The sequence below is a fragment of the Aquisphaera insulae genome (genome assembly GCF_011064615.1).
Taxonomy (GTDB): domain Bacteria; phylum Planctomycetota; class Planctomycetia; order Isosphaerales; family Isosphaeraceae; genus Aquisphaera; species Aquisphaera insulae.
Genome location: NZ_JAALJH010000032.1, coordinates 55,604 through 75,955, shown reverse-complemented (window position 1 = coordinate 75,955; position 20,352 = coordinate 55,604). Strand labels below are relative to the sequence as shown.

General features: G+C 66.3%; 18 protein-coding genes. 17 read left to right on the top strand and 1 reads right to left on the bottom strand.

What is annotated here, in order from left to right; genetic code table 11:
- Window positions 1-14: 14 nt before the first annotated feature.
- A complete protein-coding gene (locus G6O54_RS17995) occupies window positions 15-620 on the bottom strand; it encodes a sigma-70 family RNA polymerase sigma factor (protein ID WP_165227045.1) in 606 nt (201 codons plus the stop codon).
- Window positions 621-733: 113 nt separating this feature from the next.
- Here G6O54_RS17995 and G6O54_RS17990 point away from each other — a divergent pair, with 113 nt between their 5' ends.
- The 17 genes from G6O54_RS17990 (at window position 734) to G6O54_RS17910 (ending at window position 20,321) form a co-directional block, all read left to right on the top strand.
- Window positions 734-3,067, top strand: coding sequence for an FdhF/YdeP family oxidoreductase (locus G6O54_RS17990; RefSeq protein ID WP_165227044.1), 2,334 nt, complete (start codon window positions 734-736; stop codon window positions 3,065-3,067).
- Window positions 3,064-3,930, top strand: coding sequence for a formate dehydrogenase accessory sulfurtransferase FdhD (fdhD, locus tag G6O54_RS17985; RefSeq protein ID WP_165227043.1), 867 nt, complete (start codon window positions 3,064-3,066; stop codon window positions 3,928-3,930). The genes G6O54_RS17990 and fdhD overlap by 4 nt, the downstream gene beginning before the upstream one ends.
- Entirely contained in the window at window positions 3,927-4,307 is a 381-nt protein-coding gene (locus G6O54_RS17980) for a DUF7009 family protein (RefSeq protein ID WP_165227042.1), read from the top strand. Before fdhD ends, G6O54_RS17980 begins: the two co-directional genes overlap by 4 nt.
- 33 nt (window positions 4,308-4,340) lie before the next feature.
- Window positions 4,341-5,678 carry a cytochrome ubiquinol oxidase subunit I gene (locus G6O54_RS17975; protein ID WP_165227041.1) on the top strand — a complete coding sequence of 446 codons (1,338 nt, stop codon included), beginning with the start codon at window positions 4,341-4,343 and terminating at the stop codon, window positions 5,676-5,678.
- A 33-nt stretch (window positions 5,679-5,711) separates the two neighbouring features.
- Window positions 5,712-7,487: an alpha-keto acid decarboxylase family protein gene (locus G6O54_RS17970; protein WP_165227040.1), complete on the top strand. Its 1,776-nt coding sequence runs from the start codon at window positions 5,712-5,714 to the stop codon at window positions 7,485-7,487.
- A gap of 25 nt (window positions 7,488-7,512) precedes the next feature.
- Complete coding sequence (gene cydB, locus G6O54_RS17965) at window positions 7,513-8,556, top strand: cytochrome d ubiquinol oxidase subunit II (RefSeq protein ID WP_165227039.1); 1,044 nt, start codon at window positions 7,513-7,515, stop codon at window positions 8,554-8,556.
- A gap of 83 nt (window positions 8,557-8,639) precedes the next feature.
- Window positions 8,640-9,125 carry a nuclear transport factor 2 family protein gene (locus tag G6O54_RS17960; protein WP_250846953.1) on the top strand — a complete coding sequence of 162 codons (486 nt, stop codon included), beginning with the start codon at window positions 8,640-8,642 and terminating at the stop codon, window positions 9,123-9,125.
- A 212-nt stretch (window positions 9,126-9,337) separates the two neighbouring features.
- Window positions 9,338-10,309, top strand: coding sequence for an alpha/beta hydrolase (locus G6O54_RS17955; RefSeq protein WP_165227038.1), 972 nt, complete (start codon window positions 9,338-9,340; stop codon window positions 10,307-10,309).
- Between the two features lie 77 nt (window positions 10,310-10,386).
- Complete coding sequence (locus tag G6O54_RS17950; RefSeq protein WP_165227037.1) at window positions 10,387-10,911, top strand: Dps family protein; 525 nt, start codon at window positions 10,387-10,389, stop codon at window positions 10,909-10,911.
- A gap of 270 nt (window positions 10,912-11,181) precedes the next feature.
- On the top strand, window positions 11,182-11,661 hold the full coding sequence (locus G6O54_RS17945; protein WP_165227036.1) for a hypothetical protein: 480 nt from the start codon (window positions 11,182-11,184) through the stop codon (window positions 11,659-11,661).
- A 120-nt stretch (window positions 11,662-11,781) separates the two neighbouring features.
- Entirely contained in the window at window positions 11,782-12,069 is a 288-nt protein-coding gene (locus tag G6O54_RS17940; protein WP_165227035.1) for a type II toxin-antitoxin system Phd/YefM family antitoxin, read from the top strand.
- Between the two features lie 267 nt (window positions 12,070-12,336).
- Window positions 12,337-14,469, top strand: a complete 2,133-nt coding sequence (locus G6O54_RS17935; protein ID WP_165227034.1) for a G8 domain-containing protein — start codon at window positions 12,337-12,339, stop codon at window positions 14,467-14,469.
- A gap of 75 nt (window positions 14,470-14,544) precedes the next feature.
- Entirely contained in the window at window positions 14,545-15,510 is a 966-nt protein-coding gene (locus G6O54_RS17930) for a DUF1559 family PulG-like putative transporter (RefSeq protein ID WP_165227063.1), read from the top strand.
- A gap of 737 nt (window positions 15,511-16,247) precedes the next feature.
- Window positions 16,248-16,475, top strand: coding sequence for a hypothetical protein (locus G6O54_RS17925; protein WP_165227033.1), 228 nt, complete (start codon window positions 16,248-16,250; stop codon window positions 16,473-16,475).
- Between the two features lie 7 nt (window positions 16,476-16,482).
- Window positions 16,483-17,112: a tyrosine-type recombinase/integrase gene (locus tag G6O54_RS17920; RefSeq protein ID WP_165227032.1), complete on the top strand. Its 630-nt coding sequence runs from the start codon at window positions 16,483-16,485 to the stop codon at window positions 17,110-17,112.
- A 69-nt stretch (window positions 17,113-17,181) separates the two neighbouring features.
- Window positions 17,182-19,092 (top strand): Piwi domain-containing protein, encoded by a 1,911-nt coding sequence (locus G6O54_RS17915; protein ID WP_165227031.1) that lies wholly within the window; start codon window positions 17,182-17,184, stop codon window positions 19,090-19,092.
- A complete protein-coding gene (locus tag G6O54_RS17910) occupies window positions 19,080-20,321 on the top strand; it encodes an SIR2 family protein (RefSeq protein ID WP_165227030.1) in 1,242 nt (413 codons plus the stop codon). Before G6O54_RS17915 ends, G6O54_RS17910 begins: the two co-directional genes overlap by 13 nt.
- The last annotated feature ends 31 nt before the right edge of the window (window positions 20,322-20,352 follow it).

Below are 20,352 nucleotides of genomic sequence, written 5' to 3'. Positions count from 1 at the left end.
GCGTCGGCCGGCTGCTACTGTGGACGGAGATCGGAGAGTCGATCGGCCAGGAGATGCAATGCTCGATTCAATCGTCTCTGGATGGTCTTGGTCGACACGCCGAGCACGTCGGCGGCCTCGTCGTGGGTCAAGCCGTGGATCCGCACCAGCTCGAGGGCCTCTCGCTCGTCGTCGGGGAGGTCCTCGAGGGCGTCCAGCAGCCGCCTGGCCGTCGTCCCCACGCTCGAACCGCCGCTCTCCGGCGCCGCCACGTCGATGGCGTGGAGATCGCCGGGCACCTCACGATCATCAAGGCGGCGGGCCAGGTCATTCAACTCCCACCGCACGTGCCGGCTGGCCAGGGCGAAGAACCCTCGCACCGATTTGGGCCGGGTCTCCCGCAGCGCCTTCAGGAGGCGTTCGACGACCGCGCCGAGCAGCTCGTCGGCCTCCAGCCCGTGGGGTGGCCTTGTCAGGCGCGGATAACTCCGATAGAGCAGGGAGTTGCACAGGAGCCGCAACCGCCCGGTGGCGCGGCCGAGGATCGCGGAGATCAGCGGGCCGGCGTCGGCGTCGCCCGGGGCGTCCGCCAGGTCGTCCAGGTATCGTTGCACCACCAGCGTTGTGCGGCCCTCGTCCATGCGGGCCGATTCTACCGGAGTGGGCTCGCCGAGTCACCCTCGCGGATGGCCATCCGAGGCAGCCGTGTCCACCCCCGACGCCATAGGATAGCAACCCGAGGAGGAGGTCTCTCATGCCCGACACGGAACCAGAAGCCGACGGCCGTCGGACCGAACCCGCGATCGGGTACGGGCCGAATCGGGGGGGCAAGTTCTCGCAGCAGGACTACCACCACCCGGCCGCGGGCTGGGGCGCCGCCGTGAGCGTCGGCCTGGTCCTGCTGAAGCAGCACGAGCTGATCGACGGCACCCGCGTCGTCTTCGACATGAACCACGAGGACGGCGGCTACGACTGCCCCGGCTGCGCCTGGCCCGACGACCGCCACGGCCTGACGATGGACATCTGCGAGAACGGCATCAAGCACGCCACCTGGGAGCTGACCAAGAAGCAGGCCACGCCCGAGTTCTTCGCGAGCCATACCGTCGCCGAGCTTTCGACCTGGTCCGACTTCGCCCTGGAGGACGCCGGCCGGCTCACGGAGCCGCTCCGCTACGAGGCCGCGACCGACCGGTACGTGCCGATCTCGTGGGACGACGCCTTCGCGATGGTCGGCCGGCACGTCCGGGCGCTGTCGAGCCCCGACGAGGCCGCCTTCTACACCTCCGGCCGCCTCAGCAACGAGGGGACCTTCCTGTACCAGCTCTGGGCCCGGGAGCTCGGCACGAACAACCTGCCCGATTGCTCGAACATGTGCCACGAGGCGAGCGGCCGGGCCCTCCAGGAGGCGCTCGGCACCGGCAAGGGGACGTGCGACCTGGTCGACTGGCAGAAGGCCGACTGCCTGATCGTCATGGGGGTGAACGCCGCCTCGAACGCGCCCCGGATGCTCACCACGCTGGCGGAGGCCTACCGCCGGGGCGCGAGCATCGTCCACGTCAACCCGATGGTGGAGGCGGCCGCCCGTCGCACGATCGTGCCGCACGAGATCCTCCGGATGGCGACCTTCCGATCCACCCGGACCAGCACGCTCAACATCCAGCCCCGGATCGCGGGGGACCAGGCCCTGCTGCGGGGGGTGGCCAAGCACCTCTTCGAGTCCGAGAAGACCGACCCCAAGGCGATCGCGCGCGAGTTCATCGAGCGGCATACGTCGGGGTTCGACGCCTATCGCGCGGCCGTCGAGGCGACGCCGTGGGGGGAGATCGAGCGGCAATCCGGCGTCCCCGAGGCGAAGGTCCGCGAGCTCGGGGAGATCTACCGCAAGTCGCGGTCGGCGATCATCTCGTGGTGCCTGGGCCTGACCCAGCAGGAGCAGGCCTGCGACACGATCCGCGAGATCGTGAACGTCCTCCTGCTCCGGGGCAACCTCGGCCGCGAGGGGGCCGGCCCGAGCCCGATCCGCGGCCACTCCAACGTCCAGGGCAATCGGACCTGCGGCGTCGATCATCGGCCCTCCGAGGCCTGGCTCGCCCGGCTCGACCGGGCGTGCGGCATCGCGTCGCCGCGGGCGCACGGGATGGATACGGTCCGCGTCATCCCGGCGATGATGCGGGGCGAGGTCAAGGTGTTCGTCGGCCTGGGCGGCAACTTCGTCCGGGCCGTCCCGGATTACGAGTACGCCGCCGCCGCCATGCGGAAGTGCGACCTGACCGTCCAGGTCAGCACCAAGCTGAACCGGGGCCACCTCGACCACGGCAGGGACGCCCTGATCCTGCCCTGCCTCGGCCGGACCGAGATCGATCGCGGCGAGCGAGGGCCGCAGGGGATCACGGTGGAGGACGCGATGAGCATGGTCCACCTCTCCTTCGGCATGAAGGAGGCTCGCTCGCGCCACCTGCGGTCGGAGATCGCGATCATCGCCGGCATGGCCGCCGCGTCGCTGCCCGAAACGCGGACGCCCTGGGCCCGCTACGCGGGCGATTACGATCGGATCCGCGACAAGATGGCCGAGGCGATCGACGGCTTCGAGGACTTCAACCGCCGGGTCCGCCAGCCGCTGGGCTTCCGCCTCAGGCAGCCCGCTCGCGAGCTCGTCTTCCACACTCGGACCGGCAAGGCGGAGTTCTCCTCCGCCCCGCTCGCCGACGTCGCCCCCGGGCCGGGCCGCCTGCTGCTCGGGACGATGCGGTCGCACGACCAGTGGAACACCACGATCTACTCCGACGACGACCGCTATCGGGGCGTGAAGAACCTCCGCACCCTGGTGTTCATGAACGCCGACGACATGGCGGAGCGCGGGCTCGCGAAATTCGACCTCGTCGACATCACGAGCTTCGCCAAGGACGGGTCGACGCGCCAGGTCCGGGGCTATCGGGCCATCCCCTACGACATCCCCCGCGGCGCGTCCATGGGCTACATGCCCGAGCTGAACGTACTCTGCCCCGTCGGCGATTACAGCGCTCAGAGCGACCAGCCGCTCATGAAGCACGTGGTCGTCGAGGTCGTCCGGTCGGGGGCGAGGCCATGAATCACCCCTGCCCCCGGGCCGGCGTCGCGACCGTCGCGGTCGCCCGCGTCAACGGCCTGGACTCGGTGCCCGATTCCGACGAGCTTTCCGTCGAGGAGCCGCTCGAGATCCGGGTGGCGATCGCCGGGGAACCTGACCCCAGGCCCGTGGCGGTGACGATGCGGACGCCGGGCCAGGACATCGACCTGGCGGCGGGGTTCCTGGTCACCGAGGGGATCGTCTCCGCCCGGGAGGCGGTCGAGGCCGTGGAGCGGGGCGGCCGGAACGCCGTCGTGGCGAGGCTCAGGGCGGGGGTCGCGCCGGACCTGTCCGGGCTCGGCCGGCATTCGTTCGTCTCGTCGAGCTGCGGCGCCTGCGGCAAGCGGACGATCGAGGCGGTCCGGGTGGCGGGCCGCTACGCGATCCCGCCGGGCGAGCCGCGCCTGACCGCGGGGCTGATCCACGGCCTGCCCGGCGCCCTCCGGTCCGCGCAGTCCGAGTTCGCCCGGACCGGGGGGATCCACGCCTCGGGCCTCTTCGATCGCGACGGGCGACTGGTCGCGGCCCGCGAGGATGTGGGGCGTCACAACGCGCTCGACAAGCTCATCGGCTCGGAGTTCCTCGCCGGCCGCCTGCCCCTGGCCGGCGGGATCATCCTGGTCAGCGGCCGGGTCAGCTTCGAGCTGGTCCAGAAGGCGGCGATCGCCGGCGTGCCCGTCCTGGGCGCCGTCGGGGCCCCGTCGAGCCTGGCGGTCGACCTGGCCCGTGAGTTCGGGATGACCCTGCTCGGCTTCGTCCGCGACGCGCGGTTCAACGTCTATGCCGACGCCGGGCGAATCGCGACCCCGGCGACCTCGGCCCATTCCTCCTGGGGGATCTCATGAAGCTGCGAATCAAGGGGAATTCGATCCGGATCCGGCTCGATCGTCGCGACCTCAAGGCCCTGGTCGAGCAAGGTCGGGTGGACGACGCACTCCGTTTCGGCCCCGACCTGGCGTTCACCTACGCCGTGGCGATCGGCCCGGCGCCCCGCGAGCGACCCCGCGCCTCGTACGAGGACGGCCGGCTCGTGATCCGGATCCTGGCCGAGGACGCCGCCGGATGGCTCGCGGGCGACCGGGTGGGGTTCGACCACCGGCAGGACGTCGACGGCGGCACGATCCGGGTGCTGATCGAGAAGGACTTCGCCTGCATCGACCGCCCCGCCGGCGAGGCGGACGACGACGCCTTCGCCTTCCCCAACCCGTCGCTGTCCTGCTGAGATCCGACCCTGAATTCCCCGGGAGGAGAGGCGATGAGCGACGGGCTGCCCTGGCATCGCATCCAGTTTGCATTCACGATTACGTATCATTACTTGTTCCCTCAACTGACGATGGGGCTGGCCCTCTTCCTCGTCGCGTTCAAGGCGCTGGCGCTCCGCCATCCGGGCGGGTCGTACGACGAGGTCGCCCGGTTCTGGGGCCGGATCTTCGCCATCAACTTCGCCATGGGCGTCGTGACCGGGATCCCGATGGAGTTCCAGTTCGGCACGAACTGGTCGCGGTTCTCGCGGTTCTCGGGCGAGGTCGTGGGGCAGGCGTTGGCGATGGAGGGGGTCTTCGCGTTCTTCCTCGAATCGACGTTCCTGGGGCTCTTCCTCTTCGGCGAGTCGCGGCTCGGCCCGCGCAAGCACCTCGCGGCGACGATCGCCCTGGCGGCGGGCTCGTGGCTGTCGGGCTACTTCATCATCGTCGCCAACGCCTTCATGCAGCACCCGGTGGGCTACCGGCTGGGGGCGGACGGCGTCCTGCACCTGGAGAGCTTCGCGGCCTACATCCTCAACCCGTGGGCGATCTGGCAATTCGCCCACAACATGGCGGCCTCGGTCGTGACGGCGTCGTTCGTGGTGGCCGCGGTCGGGGCCTACTGGTCGCTCCTGGGCCGCCACCCTCGGCACGCCGCGACCTGCCTGCGGGCGGGGGTCGTCGGGGGCCTGGCGTCGAGCCTGCTGGTCGCCTTCCCGACCGGGGACCAGGCCGGGAAGATGGTGACGCGATACCAGCCCGTGACCCTGGCGGCGATGGAGGGGCTCTTCGACGGCGGGCCGTACGCCGAGCTGGCGATCATCGGCCAGCCCGACGTCGCCGCGGGGAAGCTGGAGAACCCGGTCGTCGTGCCCGGGATCCTCAGCTTCCTGGCCTACGGCTCGTTCGGCAGCACGGTCCACGGGCTGAGCGACTTCCCGAGGGAGCAATGGCCCCGCAGCGTGGAGCTGCTCTACTACAGCTACCACATCATGGTCGGGCTCGGGACGCTCTTCATCCTGGCCATGGGGCTCTCCGTCTTCCTGCTCCTGCGGGGACGCCTGGCGACGTCTCGCCCGATGCTCTGGGTGCTGATGCTGTCCTTCCCCTTCCCGTACATCGCGACGACCGCCGGCTGGTGGACCGCCGAACTGGGGCGGCAGCCGTGGGTGATCCACGGGCTGATGCGGACCGACCAGGCCCACTCCGACCTCGTCAACCCGGGCGACGTGGTCTTCACCCTGCTCGGCTTCGCGGGGCTCTATCTCCTGCTCGGGGGGCTCTTCGTCGTCCAGATCCTCGGGCAGATCGACCGTGGCCCCGAGAGATCGTCGGCCCATCACCCCTGACTCCCACGAGCCCTTCTGACCGAGGAGACGCCCATGTCGAAGGACCCGAGCCCGCAACCGGCCGCGGAGGCGCCCCCCACGACCGTCCAATACGTGCTGGGCCGATTGCGCCAGATCGGCGTGACGGATTACTTCGGCGTGCCCGGCGACTTCGCATTCCCGATCAGCGACGCGATCTGCGCGGATCCGGGCCTCCGATTCATCGGCTCGTGCAACGAGCTCAACGCGGCCTACGCGGCGGACGGATACGCCCGCATCAGGGGGCTGGCCGCGATCAGCACCACGTTCGGACCAGGCGAGCTCGGCGCGCTGCCCGGCATCGCCGGGGCCTACGCCGAACATCTGCCCATCTTCCACATCACGGGCCGGCCGACGCGGGCCGCCCAGGCCGCGCGGGCGATCGTCCACCACACGCTGGGGGACGGCGAGTTCGATCACTTCCGTCGGATGACCGCCCCGGCGGTCTGCGCCAGCACGATCATCACGCCGGAGAATTGCGCCTCGGAGACCGAGCGGCTGATCGCCGCCGCCCTCTACGATCGGCGGCCCGTGTACATGGCGATCCCGAGCGACGTCGCGGATCGGCCGATCGCCCCGCCGGCGCCTCCCGTCGCCGAGAGGCGGAGCGATCCCGCCGCCCTGGAGGGCGCCGTCGCCGCGATCGTCGACGCCGTGGCCCGGGCGAAGACCGCGTGCATCCTGCCGGGGATCCTGGTCGTCCGCCTCGGCCTCCGGAGCCGGGCGACGGCCGTGATCGACGCCTCCGGCCTGCCGTTCGCCACCATGCTGATGGACAAGGCCACGCTCGACGAAGCGCACCCGAGCTACATCGGCATGTACGAGGGCGCCTGGTCCGACGAGGGCGTGCGCGAATACGTCGAGGGCGCCGACTGCGTGCTGGCGATCGGGGGGCTCCCGAGCGACTTCAACACGGGGGCGTTCACGGCGCGGCTCGATCGGTCGAGGACGATCAACGTCCTGCACCACCGGACCCGCGTCGGCCACGCCTGGTACGAGGGCGTCGAGATGGGGGACGTGCTCGCGGCCCTGGCGGGCCGGCTGCCGAGGCGGACCGACCTGGCCGGGCCGAGGCCGGTCGCCGCGGTCGAGCCGCGCGACGGCGGAGAGGACCGGATCACGGCCGCGGGGCTCTACCCGCGCTGGGCCCGCTTCCTCAGGCCGGACGACATCCTCGTCGCCGAGACGGGCACGAGTTCCCTGGGGATGGCGTCCGCCCGGATGCCGGCCGGCTCGACGTTCCACAACCAGACCCTCTGGGGCGCCATCGGCTGGGCCACGCCCGCGGCCTTCGGCGCGGCGATGGCGGCCCCCGACCGCCGGACGGTCCTGATCACCGGCGACGGCTCGCACCAGCTCACGGCCCAGGAAGTCGGGCAGTTCCATCGGTTCGGCCTGAAGCCGATCATCTTCGTGCTGAACAACGACGGCTATCTCATCGAACGCCTCCTGTGCAAGGATCCGGACGCGCGGTACAACGACCTCGCGCCCTGGCGGTATCACGAGCTCCCGCGAGCCCTCGGCTGCGACGGCTGGTACACCGCCCGCGTCGCCACCTGCGGCGAGCTGGACGCCGCGCTCGATCGGGCGCGGACCTGCGGGACCGGGGCTTACATCGAGGTCGTCACCGACAGGTATGAGGCGCCTCCGACCGCGCTGAAGCTGCATGAATCGACCAGGACCCTCTACGGGGAGCCGTCCGCCCCCTCGCACGGGCCAGCCGCCGCGGGCCGCGTGCCGACGCCCGTTGCGGATCGTGGCGGACGACGTGCCGCGAATGAGGCCGGATGACCCGCGGACCGAAAGGGAGCTATCCATGGAAACCGTCTGGTTCGCCATCGTCTCGGGGATGCTCGCGACCTATGCCGTCCTCGACGGCTTCGACTTCGGCGTTGGGATACTCCAGCGCCTCGTGGCCAGGACCGACGATGAGAGGCGGACGGTGCTCGCCGCGATCGGCCCGGTCTGGGACGGCAACGAGGTCTGGCTGATCGCGGCCGGGGGCGTGCTGTTCATGGCATTCCCGAGGGTCTACGCGACCGCATTCAGCGGCTTCTACATGGCCCTCATGATCGTGCTCTGGCTGCTGATCCTCCGCGGCGTGGCGATCGAGTACCGCTCCCACCAGGAGAACCCCCTCTGGCGCGAGTTCTGGGACTCGGTCTTCTCGATCGCCTCGGCGCTGCTCGCCGTCACCTTCGGCGCGACGATCGGCAACCTCGTCCGCGGCGTGCCCGTGGCCGAGGATGGCCTGCGTGCCATGCCCCTCTTCACGGACTTCCGCACCGGGCCGAGGCCGGGCATCCTCGACTGGTACACGATCCTCACCGGCCTGCTCACGCTCACCGCCCTGGCGGGGCACGGCGCGCTCTATCTCGCGTGGAGGACGCGCGGGGCGATCCGGGACCGCAGCCTGGCCCTCGCCGGGCCCATCTGGACGGCGACCCTCGTGCTCTGGGCGGTCGCGACGGCCGCCACGGCCTGGGTCCGGCCGGGCGTCCTCTCCGGCTTCGCCTCCCGCCCCTGGAACCTGGCGTTCGTCGTCCCGTCGATCGTCGGCGCGTGGGGCGTCTTCTCCCATCCGAAGAAGGGGCACGACCTGGCGGCGTTCCTGTCGTCCTCCGCGTTCCTGTTCGGGCTCGTGGCCACGGCGCAGGCGGGCAACTACCCGTACTGGCTGCGGTCGAGCCTCGACCCCTCGCTCGGCCTGACGGCGTCGAACTCCGCCGCGGCCCGCTACGGGCTGGGCATCGCCCTGGCCTGGTGGGGGCTGGGGATCGTCCTGGTCGCGGCCTACTTCGCCAATCTGTTCCGCTCGATGAGAGGAAAGCTCGAGACAAGCCCCGGCGATTCGTACTGATCGCATCGGCGAGATATCGACCGGGTTCGCCTCGATCACGCCCGCTGGCTTGATTTCCCAATCCCAGACGGAAGGCATGAACCATGTCAACGAATCCCCCGACCCCGGCGCCGATCCTCGTTCCGCCTTTCACCCCGGAGACGGCCAGGCTCAAGGTCCGTCAGGCGGAGAACGGCTGGAACTCGAGAGATCCGGAGCGTGTCTCGCTGGCCTATTCGGAAGACTCGGTCTGGCGCAACCGCAGCGAGTTCATCACCGGCCGCGACGCGATCCGGCGCTTCCTGGCCGGGAAGTGGGAACGGGAGCTCGACTATCGGCTCGTGAAGGACCTCTGGGCGTTCACCGACGACCGGATCGCGGTGCGATTCCAGTACGAATGGCACGACGCGGCCGGGCGGTGGTTCCGGAGCTACGGCAACGAGCTCTGGGAATTCGACGACCGCGGCCTGATGCGGCGCCGCGAGGCCAGCATCAACGACGTCGCGATCGAGGAAGGAGATCGTCGGTTCTTCTGGCCGGCCCCCGGCCCCCGTCCCGCCGATCACCCCGACATCCCCGAGGTCCGCTGAGGGGATCTCCGTTGCCGACATCGGAGCCCCGGGCCGACCGGCCCTTCCGGCACGATCACCGTTCCGGCCGGTCCTCGATTCGATCGCGCCGCGGAGAGGGGCGTCCGGCGATCCGATCGCCGGCCCGGAATCGGGCGCGCGGTTGTCCACCTCAATCGCCTAGATTGCAAGCGGCACGAGACCAACCACCACCAGTCGGGGAGCCCCGCGTCATGCCGATCATTGATCCCGCGGCGGATGAGGCCATCGATCACCGCATTCGCGCCTTCCTGAAAGGACTGAATGCCGCCGGCGGCAAGCCGGTCGAGGAGCTTGCGCCCCGCGATGCCCGTCAGGTCCTGATCAGTCTCCAGGCGATGAGCCCGGACGACCTGCCCCCCGCGAGCGTGTCCACCAGGACGATCGAACAGGACGGCCTGGCTGTCGACCTCACGATCGTTCGACCGGCCGGGGTCGGCGGGATCGTCCCGGCCTTCATGTTCTTCCACGGGGGTGGCTGGGTGCTCGGCGATTTCTCGACGCACGAGCGATTCGTGCGCGACCTGGTCGCCCTCTCGGGCCTGGCGGCGGTGTTCGTGAATTACACGCCGTCCCCGGAAGCGAAATACCCGGTGGCCATCAACCAGGCGTACGCCGCGACCCGGTGGGTGTCGGAGCACGGGCCCGAGATCCATGTGGACGGGCGGCGGCTGGCCGTGGTCGGCAACAGCGTCGGCGGGAACATGGCGGCCGTCGTCGCGCTGATGGCCAAGGAGAGGGGCGGCCCGGATATCCGGTTCCAGGCGTTGATGTGGCCGGTGACCGACGCCCGCTTCGACACCGGATCCTATCACGAGTATGCGGAGGGCCGCTTCCTGACCCTCAACATGATGAGATGGTTCTGGGACAACTACACGACGGAGCCCTCGGAACGGGCCAACATTCACGCGTCGCCCCTCCGGGCGATGACGGAGGAGCTGCGCGGACTGCCGCCGGCTCTGGTCCAGACCGCGGGCAACGACGTCCTCCGTGACGAGGGCGAGGCGTATGCCCGCAAGCTCGACGTCGCCGGCGTGGACGTGATCGCCGCGCGCTACAGCGGCATGATCCACGACTGGGGCCTGCTCAACCCGATCAGCCAGGTCCCGGCGACCCGCGCGTCGCTCTTGCAGGTGGCCGAGGAGCTGAAACGAAGGCTCCGATAGGATCGCGGCCCGCCGCGGGCGTCGGATGTCCCGATTCCGATCATTCCCATCCAGGACTTCAACGAAGAGAGGAAGCCATGTCCACATCCCCGAGCGCACCGAGAGGATCGACCGTGAACCCGGCCCTGGCGACGCCGACCGACCTGTCGCCGGACGGGGTGGCCGCGATCGCGGCCCAACTGCGCGGCCTGCTGGCCGACGCGTTCGCGCTCTACGTCAAGACGAAGAACTTCCACTGGCACATGAGCGGGCCCCATTTCCGCGACTACCACCTGCTCCTGGATGAGCAGGCCGGCCAGGTCTTCGCGATGACCGACGACCTGGCGGAGCGGGCCCGCAAGATCGGCGGGACGAGCCTGCGCTCGATCGGCGACATCGCGCGGCATCAACGCCTCCGCGACAACGACGAGGATTTCGTCGGGCCTCGTGAGATGCTCGCGGAGCTGGCGGCCGACAACCAGGAGCTCACGCGATTGCTCCGCGCCGCCCATGACGTCTGCGACGAGCATCGCGACGTCGCCACGGCCAGCCTGATCGAGAACTGGATCGACGAGGCCGAACGCAGGACCTGGTTCCTGTTCGAGACCGCCGGCCGGGGGTGAATCCGCGTCGCAATGGCATCGCCGTACCGCGAAAGGAGGTTCAGCGAGCGAAGCGGTACGTCGCCCCAAAGATACGAGAGGCCATCGCCGAGAGTGTGAAGCCCGTCGACATTGACCGGGAGGCACGACGCTTCGCCAGGACCAAGGTGCGTGAGCTCAAACCGACCAAACGCTCACGGCCTTAGGGCCCCGTGGCCGTAGCCCGTGAGGGCATCTGACTCCTGGCCATGCACTCATCGACGCGCTGCTTTGCCAGAGTTATTTTCCCCTATGACTCACAGCCCACTCGCTACCCCCAGGGACCCCGACCTCGCCCAGCTCTACGTCCAAGCCTCCAGGGTCCGCCAGGCCATCGAGGCGACTCCATCGACCGAGCGAGCCGGGAACCTGGTGAGCGACCCGAGGGAATGCTGCGACCACGGCATGAAGCTGCTCACCCTTCATCTGGTAAGCCTTGGGTTTTCCGGTCTCGTGCGGGCCAGGGGCGTCCGTCCCAAATCCGGGAGGCGGCACGTCTGGCTCGAATGGGACAGCGTCATCCTCGACATCACCGCCGATCAGTTCGGAAAGATCTATCGCCCGGTCATCGTGACCCGCCGCTCTCGCTGGCACGAGGCATGGCGGCCCGAGCGTGAGGAGCTCTCCGGAAAATCGCTGACCAGGTGGCGAGAGGCCGACACGGAAGCCTACCGGAACTACCGCCTGATCCTGACGAGGCTACCCGGGAGTGGGCCGGAACACGGGGGCTAGAGGGGACCAGACTGGCAAGGCAGACCCGGAAGAAACGTCCAATAATCTGATTTATGTTCACTTAATGTTAAAAGTAATACTTATAACGACTGTATGGCCGAGCGGGAACCCACAGGGAACATGGAACGAGTGCCCATCACCCGGCTCAAGGCGGAACTCGCCCGCTACCTGACGACGCTCAAGGCCGGACGTCCATTCCTCGTCACCGACCGGGGACGGCCGGTGGCGGTCTTCGAGCCCATGGCGTTCGACCGATTCGACGACGCGACGAAGACGCTCGTGATGACGGGGTTGGTGAGGCCGCCGGAGCGAGAGCTCCCGATGGACTTCTACGAGCGGCCCGGGCCCAAGGATCCCGAGGGACGAGTCCTGGCGTATCTCCTGGAGGAGAGAGCATACGGGCGTTGAACTCCAGCGGGTCTTATTTTGACCTAGCGTAGCCTCGGCGAAGACCGGCCCGAGCACAGAGACGAGGCGGATTCTTCGCCACGGCTGGCGAAGCTTTGTCCCGAGCGGAGCTGGTAATCTCCGGAAAACCCGGGGAGAATCGTGGTCTCCCCCCAGCAAGACCAATGGTCCTGGTTTTGCTAATAACGTAGAGGCTCGCCTCGCTCGCCTATCTAGCCCGGACTCGCGAACCGGCGACTCTGGCTTATTAACCCTCGAGACACCCACATGACGAAGAGGACATTGCGTCTCACTCATATATTCAACCTTGTCCTTTTAACAGCCCTTGTTTCCGGAATCGCCGGAGCCTCTCCGGCGATTGAATCCGCGACGATTCGCTCGACCAAGAGCGGAGACTGGTCGGACGCGAAGACCTGGGAGGGAGGGGCGGTGCCGCCACCGGGTGCCGTCGTCTTGATTCGCCCCGGGCACACCGTGCGATTCGACACGACCCTCGAGAAGCCGGTCAGGGCCCTCCACATCGGCGGAACCCTGAGTTTCGCCCGAGACCGCGACACGGTCCTCTCTGCGGGGCTCATCCGCATCCAGGACGGCGAGGAGACGTCCGAGGACGGCTTCGACTGTGCCGCCATGCACATGACGGGCGATGGTCCTGCCATGACTTCGAAGGCCGCCCTGGAGGTGGGGACGGCCGAGGAGCCAATCCCGGCGGGCATTCGGGCCGTAATCCGGCTGACCTACATCGAGGGGATGGACAAGGCCAACTTCCCGGCCCTGGTCTGCTGCGGCGGCCGGATGGACCTCCACGGGGCCTCGATGGGACGCACCTGGACCAAGCTGAAGTCGCCCGTGGCCGTCGGTGACCGCTCGGCCAGGACGGCCGACTACACGGCCGGCTGGCGTCCTGGCGACCGCCTGATTTTCACCGCCACCGACGCCCCGCAGCTCTTCGGCCGCGACGACGAGGACGGTAAAATCCTCTATAAGACCTCCCGCCACACGACGCACACCGAGGAACGGACCCTGAAGCGGGTCGACACTCCGCCAGAGGAGGGGTACTTCAGCATCCTCGTTGACAGGCCCCTGGACTTTCCGCACGAGGCTAACGAGTCCTTCGCCGGGGTCGTCGCCAACCTCTCCCGCAACGTCGTCATCGAGTCGGCCGACCCCGATGGCGTCCGCGGGCATACGATGTATCACCGGAACTCTTCCGGCTCGATTTCCTACGCCGAGTTCCGCCACCTTGGGAAGAAGGGGGTCCTCGGCCGCTACAACCTCCACTTCCACCTCGTCGGCGACACGATGCGGGGCACGAGCCTCGTCGGGGCCTCCTTCTGGGACAGTCACAACCGCTGGCTCACGGTCCACGGCACCAACCGGCTCGTCGTGCGAGACTGCGTCGGCTATCGGTCGCTCGGCCACGGCTTCTTCCTGGAGGACGGCACCGAGGTCGAGAACCTGTTCGACCGCAACCTCGCCGTTCAGGCCCTCCGCGGCGGCAAGCTTCCCGACCAGATACTCCCCTTCGACCGCAACGACGGGGCTGGCTTCTGGTGGGCCAACAGCAAGAACGCCTTCACCCGCAACGTGGCCGTCGAGGCCGACCAGTACGGCTACCGCTTCGAGATGACGACCGACGGCGGCTTCGACCCCGTCCGGTCGGTGAGGCAGCCGGACGGCAAGAAGGCGAGGGTCGACGTGCGGACGCTGCCCTTCCTGCGATTCGAGGGGAACGAGGCCCATGCGATGCGGCGGTTCGGCCTGAACCTGGGGGGCACGCAGGGGGTCGCCTCGCAGGAGGACCTGGACGACTACTCGGCCGGTAAGAAGACGAGCCTGCGGAACGACGTGGGGGGTGTCGGCCCCGACGCCCGGCACCCGTTCATCATCCGCGACTTCCGGGCCTGGAAGTCGGGCTGGCCGGTCCACATCGGGTCGCCGTCGGTGCTCATCGACGGCCTGACGATTCACGACAGCACCTACGGCATCTGGCGATGCCGGATGGAGCGACACGAGTATCGCGGGCTGGACATCCGGAGGGTCGATGCGTTCGCGATTTACAACCCATGGGGCATGAGCAAGGAGGCCGACGAGGGGAAGGATGACAACCTCGACCCGGTGGACGACCAGCCGCCGGTCACCATGGTCACAGAAGCCCGGCTCGGCGAGTTGGGTAGGCTCGTGGTGCGCGGGGTATCGCTCGACTCGGGAGTAATCCGGAAGGTCGCCGTGAACGGCGTCGAGGCCCGTTCGCTCCGAGGCGGCTTCGCCGAATGGGAGGCGGTACTCGCCACACTTGCCGACGTCAGCGAGGTCGCCGTCGAGGCGGCCGCGGAGGACGAGGCGGGGAACCGCGAGAAGACCCCCCATCGGCTCGCCGTCCGACGCATCGGGCTCTGAGCGAAGAGCGTGGGTCGGTTCGCGGGCCCAAATTCACGACGAAGTTTCAACGCCCTATCATCACCGAGAACATCGATGCCTGAACTTTCACGGATAAAGGCCCGACGCGGATTCACGCTGATTGAGCTGCTGGTGGTCATCTCCATCATCGCCGTGCTCATCTCGCTCCTGCTACCGGCCGTGCAGTCGGCCCGCGAGGCGGCGAGGCGTGCCCAGTGCACGAACAACCTGAAGCAAATCGCCCTCGCGATGCTCAACTACGAGTCGGCCTTCGGCTCGCTACCCGGCTCCTTCTACGCCTGGGACTACGACGCCAGCGGGGACATCGGATGCTATTACGGATTCGGGGTCGCCATCCTGCCCTATCTGGAACAGAGGCCGCTTTACGAGGCCTTCAACATCGGCTACCCATCTTGGGCGTTCGTCGACCGGATGAATCAGACCGTGGTGAACACCAAGGTCAACGCCTACATCTGCCCGTCAACGCCCGGGGACCACAAGGCCACGGGCCTCTATCGCTACCCCGACTGGACCATCGACCAGACGCTCACCGCCGAGTGCAGCGACTACGCCGTGCCCCGCGGCTACTCGCACGACGGCAACGACTACAGGAACGACGCGAGCGACTGGACCGTCAGTGCGATGGGGCTCTACAACGAATGGCCGAAGCTCAGCAAAATCACGGACGGGACCTCCAACACGCTGCTGGTCGGCGAGAGTGCGGGGAGCCCGCAGCTCTACCATCGCCGGAATCTCGATACGACCTACGTCGACGACAACTGGTTCACGCCCTGGACCTCCTACAGGAACAGCGGGTGGAATAGCTGGACCTACGACGGGTCGCTCTCGCCGGGCCCGTGCACGGTCAACTGCACGAACGCGTCGTGGGGCGGCGGCCTGTACTCGTTCCACCCGGGAGGGGCGAACCTGGCGATGTGCGACGGGTCGGTGAGATTCCTCAAGGAGAGCACCAATCGGAATATCACCCGCGGCCTAATCGGCCGGAGCGAGGGCATGATTCTGTCGGGGGACTCCTATTGATGGCGTCTCGACTCCGCGGGATGGTGCTCGCGGCCATGTGCCTGCCGCTCTCGGCATTACTCGGGTGCGGCGACGCACGGCCGTACGCCCCCGTGCCGCTCTTCCCGGCAGCCGGCAAGGTCCTGAATCAAGGAAATCCGGCCGTCGGTGCCACCGTCCATCTCAATCCCGACCCGCCCCGACCGGACGGCCTCGCCCCGGTCGGCCGCGTGGGAGAGGTTGGCACGTACCGGCTCTCGACCTATGAGGCTGAAGATGGTGCCCCGCCCGGCAAATATCGCGTAACCATCCGATGGCCGGAGGCCCAGGAAAGGTCTGGCCCGCCTTCCGATCGGCTCCAAGGTCGCTATGCCGACCCTGGGAAGTCTCAATGGTCGGTCATGATTGTCGAGTCCGCGAATACGCTGCCTACATTCGAGGTCGAAGTCCCTCCCGCTGACATGCGGACCCCACGCAAATCGTCGCCCACCAAATCGCCAGCCGTCAAGGAAGACCCGAAGGCCAAAGGTCCGCGGGGGCGTAAATACTGACCCCGTTTTTCAAGCCATCATCGCCTCGCTTCCGACTTCTTCGGCCCGCACAGGGTCTAGGGTCTTTGGGGACATAATGTACCTTATGACCCCGAAGGACCGCCGGATGACCCGATTCGGCGGTTGCTTCGGCCCCGATTCCGTGCCAATCTTTGGGAACATAGGATTTTTTTGAGCGGCCCGGCATACGCGCGCACGCAGACTGCCATGAAACGAGAGCCCGAAGACCGACGCGAGGAGAGAGAGGCCGACACCGCGAGGGAGTTTCGCTGCTTCCTGACCACATACCGTTCCGCCATCTCCCTCGCCGCCCAGGGGGAGAGCGGGGAGACGGTCTCCATCCACGCCAACAATGCCAGGCTCCACGGGCGAGACGTCCTCGCCCGCCTCTTCGGGCGGGAACCGACCGAGGTCGAGACTCTCATCCGCTTCTGAGGCGACGATGACCAGGACCGAGCTCACCATCCCTGAGACGCCCTCCCATCTACCGGCCACTGACGCGGGGACGGGCCTCATCGGCTGGCTCGTCGCTTACTGCCACGCCGAGGTGGCAGGCTCGCCCATGACGACCCTCGCCGCCAAAAAGCGGGACTTCGAGCTCTTCCTCGGCCACTTTTCCCAGATGATGCGGATCTCGGAGAGCCTGCCGATCACCATGGACCAGTACGACGGGAATTACTTCCGCAACGTGAAGCGGAAGGGCAAGCGGCGGGATGACGTCTACGTTTCGCCCGAGGCGAGGGCGGCCCTGGCCGACTACTTCGAGCACGAGCGAGGCAAGGCGGCCGGGCCGCTATTCCTGAGCCGGACCGGCCAGGCCATGCTCAGGAAGGACGCCGACCGCTACTTGAAGCAGATCGCCGCCATGGCCAACGCGAACTTGCCCGAGGAGGAGCGGGTCAATCTCCACGCCCACCTCACGCGGCACACGGCCCTCAAGCAGGCCGAGCAGAAGTTCGGACGGGCCTTCGTCCAGAGGAAGAGCGGCAACGCCGGCATGCAGAACATCGAACGGTACGTCCAGACAGCGGATGCCGACTACGAAGAGGCGATGGACAGGCTTTATCAGTAGAATTCATCGTCGAGCCCTTAACGGAACGGCCAAAGGCGGAAGCTGATGCCTCGAGAATTAAACACGTCGTTGAACTTCCTGCCGTTGGAGCCTTACCAATTCCATTTTCCGATCTATGCCCGCATCGTGGCGTCACCGGACGAGTCGAAACCGGAGGGGGTATATCGGTACGACCTTCCAGACACCCGGGGCAACCAGTCGGAACCCGCCCAATACGTCCCACACGATGTCTCTTTCACGTCGCGGCCTGGATTCGCGTATCGCGATATCGCCAGCAGCGTCAAGCCTCCCCTCAGTTGCCGATATGTCGGCAGCCTTCTGCAACAGACCTGCATCGCGAGGCTGAGTCCCATCTCATTCGAGGAAAGCAAGTCCTTTGGCCAGAAGATTTTCTTCCTCCTGGCGGAGTTCCCGGAGGGCAGACAAATGGTCTGGTTGTCGCCCTACTACCTGCGAGCGACAAAGACATTTGGATTTCTTGCCGACTTCCGCTTCAAGCTGCAACCAGGGAAGACTTTCAGCCGAAAGGTTCAGCAACTCAGCCTGAGCTTAGACTCCCACTTCCGGGATAACAGCAACTTCTACGTCGATCGCTTCCAAAAGCTCCAGCAGTTCCTGACCCGGTACGCATCGAGGCTCTTTCCCCTTCAATGCTCGAACGGAGACGAGTTGAACGTTTCCCTCCAACTCCAAGGGCTCCCCACGCGGAGCTTGAAGCCGAAGGTCTTCCTTTTCGGGGACGGGACGAGTTCCAATTCCCAGTTCCTAGGCGTTAAGGAACACGGGCCGCTCGAGCCCGCCGACGAGAACACGCTCCTATGCTTCATTTACAAGGAGCCGGACAGGCCTCTCTCGCACGACCTATTCCGAGCTCTTCGGGGAGACACCTTCACGACATTCCCCGGAATGCAGAAGATGTTCCGCTTCCAACTGGACCGGGTCCATGTGCAGGGTGTCGCCGTCGACGGCTTCAGCGTCTCCGACGTCGAGGGCACCGTTCAACGACTGGTGGACGCCCGTGGCAGCCGTTTGGTCGTCCCCATCGTCCTAGTGCCCTGGAACCGGCATGATGGCCCGGAAGCGAGTGACAGTTACTACCGCCTCAAGCACCTCTTCTTGAGCAACGGCCTTCCGTCTCAGTTCATCTGCAGCAGGACGGTCGAGGACCCCAACGCCCTGAAGTGGTCAGTCTCGAACATCGGGCTTGGCATCTTCTCCAAACTCGGCGGCCAGCCGTGGAAAATCCGGCCTCAAAACAATCGGTGCCTCATCATCGGCGTCGGTCAGGCCCACGAGTTCGACCGCGATCACCGGATAACTCGGCACTTCGCCTATTCGGTGCTGACCGATTCAAGCGGCCTCTATACCGACCTCAAGATCCTAAGTCGCGAACCTTCCGAGCCGACGTACCTCAAGACACTGACCCATCGGCTCATGGACATATTCGCGTCCTATTCAGCCAAGGGCTACGACAAGTTCGCCATCCACGCGACGTTCTCGCTCAGGCAACAAGAGATGGACGCCATCAGAGAATCTATTCGGGCGTACACTCATGACGCGGAGGGCGGCAAGGAATTCGTCGTCCTGAAGTTCGACGACGACAGCAAGTACTTCGGCTACGACGAATCGGCCAACAGCATGGTTCCCTACGAGGGAAGTTACATCAAATTATCCAAGACTGAGTTTCTCATGTGGTTCGAGGGCTTGCAGAAGAACCGGCCTAACGTCCGCGGCAAAATCGGCAGGCCCGTGCACGTCGAGTTCCGCTACCCGGCACGGGATGAATTGAGCGACGACCAGATGAGAGGGCACGTCCAAGACGCCGTCAATCTGTCCGGTGCCAACTGGCGAGGATTCAACGCAAAGTCTCTCCCCATTTCGATCTACTATGCGAAGCTCATCGCAGATTATTTCCGAGAATTCCACCGCCTCGGCTTGGACGAACTCAACCTCGAAAACCTCACCCCATGGTTCCTCTGATGGCCAGTCGAACGAAATTCAAGAGAGACGAAATCATCATCCTTCTCGGGGCAGGTGCCAGCGTCGAAGCTGGTATCCCCGCTTCCCAAGGGATGATTTCGAAGATTGAGGAGTTGCTCAAGAGCGAAGACCAGACCTGGAATCAACATACGCAGCTATATAACTATATCAAGAGTTCTATATACTTTTCTGACGGCATCAAAGGCAAGTTCGATAACGGCAGCAGCTATAACGTCGAGACGCTCGTCAACACGCTCTACGAGCTCCGCCGCTGGGAGGACCATCCGCTCTACCCGTTCGTCGGAGCATGGAATCCGAAGCTCCTCGCCGTAGCCGGCTCCGACCTGAGCAAGATTAACGCGTTCAGACGCAACATCGTCTTCAAGCTTCGTGACGAGTGGGTGCCGCTCCTTTACGACAAGAAGGCGAGCTACTACGAAGGCCTCACGAAGTTTCAGGAGACCTACCAGCACCCGCTCCGAATCTTCACGCTGAACTACGATCTTTGCGTGGAGAAGGGCTGTTCGGCGTGTTCGGTCGAGCGAGGGTTCAACGAGGACCATCAATGGGATTGGAGGCGCTTCTCGAGCAGCGATGGCGAGTTCGACCAGAAACAGATTTACCTCTACAAGATGCATGGCTCTATCGATTGGACCCGCGACAAGAACGGCTTCCTCATCTACTTTGATTCCCCCTCCATGATCGACCCCGACGAGATCGCAATCATCTTCGGGGTCACGTACAAGCTCCAATACCTCGACCCGTTCCTGTTCTTCGCCTACGAGCTCCGGCGATGGACGCTTGACCAGGCACGCCTCATCGTCTCGGTCGGTTACGGCTTTGCCGACGAGCACATCAACGGGATTCTCAAGCAGTCGCTCAACAACAACCCTCAGAGGAAGCTCCTCATCGTCTCGCCCCGCTGGAAGACGAAGGGCGACGAGGAGGACAGGGCTCAGCTCGAGCACTACGTCAACGCCCTGGGCATCAAGGAGCATACGCAGGTCGAATGGCGGCCCTTCAGAGCAGGTGAGTTCTTCCACGATTATTTGAACATGGAGTTTCTCGGTAGTCTTTTTCCGCCGGAGAGCGAAGAACTTTTCAGCGAGATTCCGCCGCCCCCATCCAAGAACGGAGATTCCACAGGATCGCCGTCGGGACTCGACAAGGAGGCCGCTCTCGACGAGCTTGGGGCGGACTTCCCTCAGCCGCCTTCCAACGGGCGTTGATTCTCTCTTGATGCTCTTAAGCGTCCAAGCA

What these genes read in the sequence shown, in the direction of transcription:
- cydB (WP_165227039.1), top strand. Translation starts at nt 7,513, where the DNA reads ATGGAAACCGTCTGGTTCGCCATCGTCTCGGGGATGCTCGCGACCTAT.
- G6O54_RS17975 (WP_165227041.1), top strand. Translation starts at nt 4,341, where the DNA reads ATGAGCGACGGGCTGCCCTGGCATCGCATCCAGTTTGCATTCACGATT.
- G6O54_RS17990 (WP_165227044.1), top strand. Translation starts at nt 734, where the DNA reads ATGCCCGACACGGAACCAGAAGCCGACGGCCGTCGGACCGAACCCGCG.
- G6O54_RS17940 (WP_165227035.1), top strand. Translation starts at nt 11,782, where the DNA reads ATGGAACGAGTGCCCATCACCCGGCTCAAGGCGGAACTCGCCCGCTAC.
- G6O54_RS17970 (WP_165227040.1), top strand. Translation starts at nt 5,712, where the DNA reads ATGTCGAAGGACCCGAGCCCGCAACCGGCCGCGGAGGCGCCCCCCACG.
- G6O54_RS17930 (WP_165227063.1), top strand. Translation starts at nt 14,545, where the DNA reads ATGCCTGAACTTTCACGGATAAAGGCCCGACGCGGATTCACGCTGATT.
- fdhD (WP_165227043.1), top strand. Translation starts at nt 3,064, where the DNA reads ATGAATCACCCCTGCCCCCGGGCCGGCGTCGCGACCGTCGCGGTCGCC.
- G6O54_RS17950 (WP_165227037.1), top strand. Translation starts at nt 10,387, where the DNA reads ATGTCCACATCCCCGAGCGCACCGAGAGGATCGACCGTGAACCCGGCC.
- G6O54_RS17910 (WP_165227030.1), top strand. Translation starts at nt 19,080, where the DNA reads ATGGTTCCTCTGATGGCCAGTCGAACGAAATTCAAGAGAGACGAAATC.
- G6O54_RS17935 (WP_165227034.1), top strand. Translation starts at nt 12,337, where the DNA reads ATGACGAAGAGGACATTGCGTCTCACTCATATATTCAACCTTGTCCTT.
- G6O54_RS17920 (WP_165227032.1), top strand. Translation starts at nt 16,483, where the DNA reads ATGACCAGGACCGAGCTCACCATCCCTGAGACGCCCTCCCATCTACCG.
- G6O54_RS17925 (WP_165227033.1), top strand. Translation starts at nt 16,248, where the DNA reads ATGAAACGAGAGCCCGAAGACCGACGCGAGGAGAGAGAGGCCGACACC.
- G6O54_RS17945 (WP_165227036.1), top strand. Translation starts at nt 11,182, where the DNA reads ATGACTCACAGCCCACTCGCTACCCCCAGGGACCCCGACCTCGCCCAG.
- G6O54_RS17980 (WP_165227042.1), top strand. Translation starts at nt 3,927, where the DNA reads ATGAAGCTGCGAATCAAGGGGAATTCGATCCGGATCCGGCTCGATCGT.
- G6O54_RS17995 (WP_165227045.1), bottom strand. Translation starts at nt 620, where the DNA reads ATGGACGAGGGCCGCACAACGCTGGTGGTGCAACGATACCTGGACGAC.
- G6O54_RS17955 (WP_165227038.1), top strand. Translation starts at nt 9,338, where the DNA reads ATGCCGATCATTGATCCCGCGGCGGATGAGGCCATCGATCACCGCATT.
- G6O54_RS17960 (WP_250846953.1), top strand. Translation starts at nt 8,640, where the DNA reads ATGTCAACGAATCCCCCGACCCCGGCGCCGATCCTCGTTCCGCCTTTC.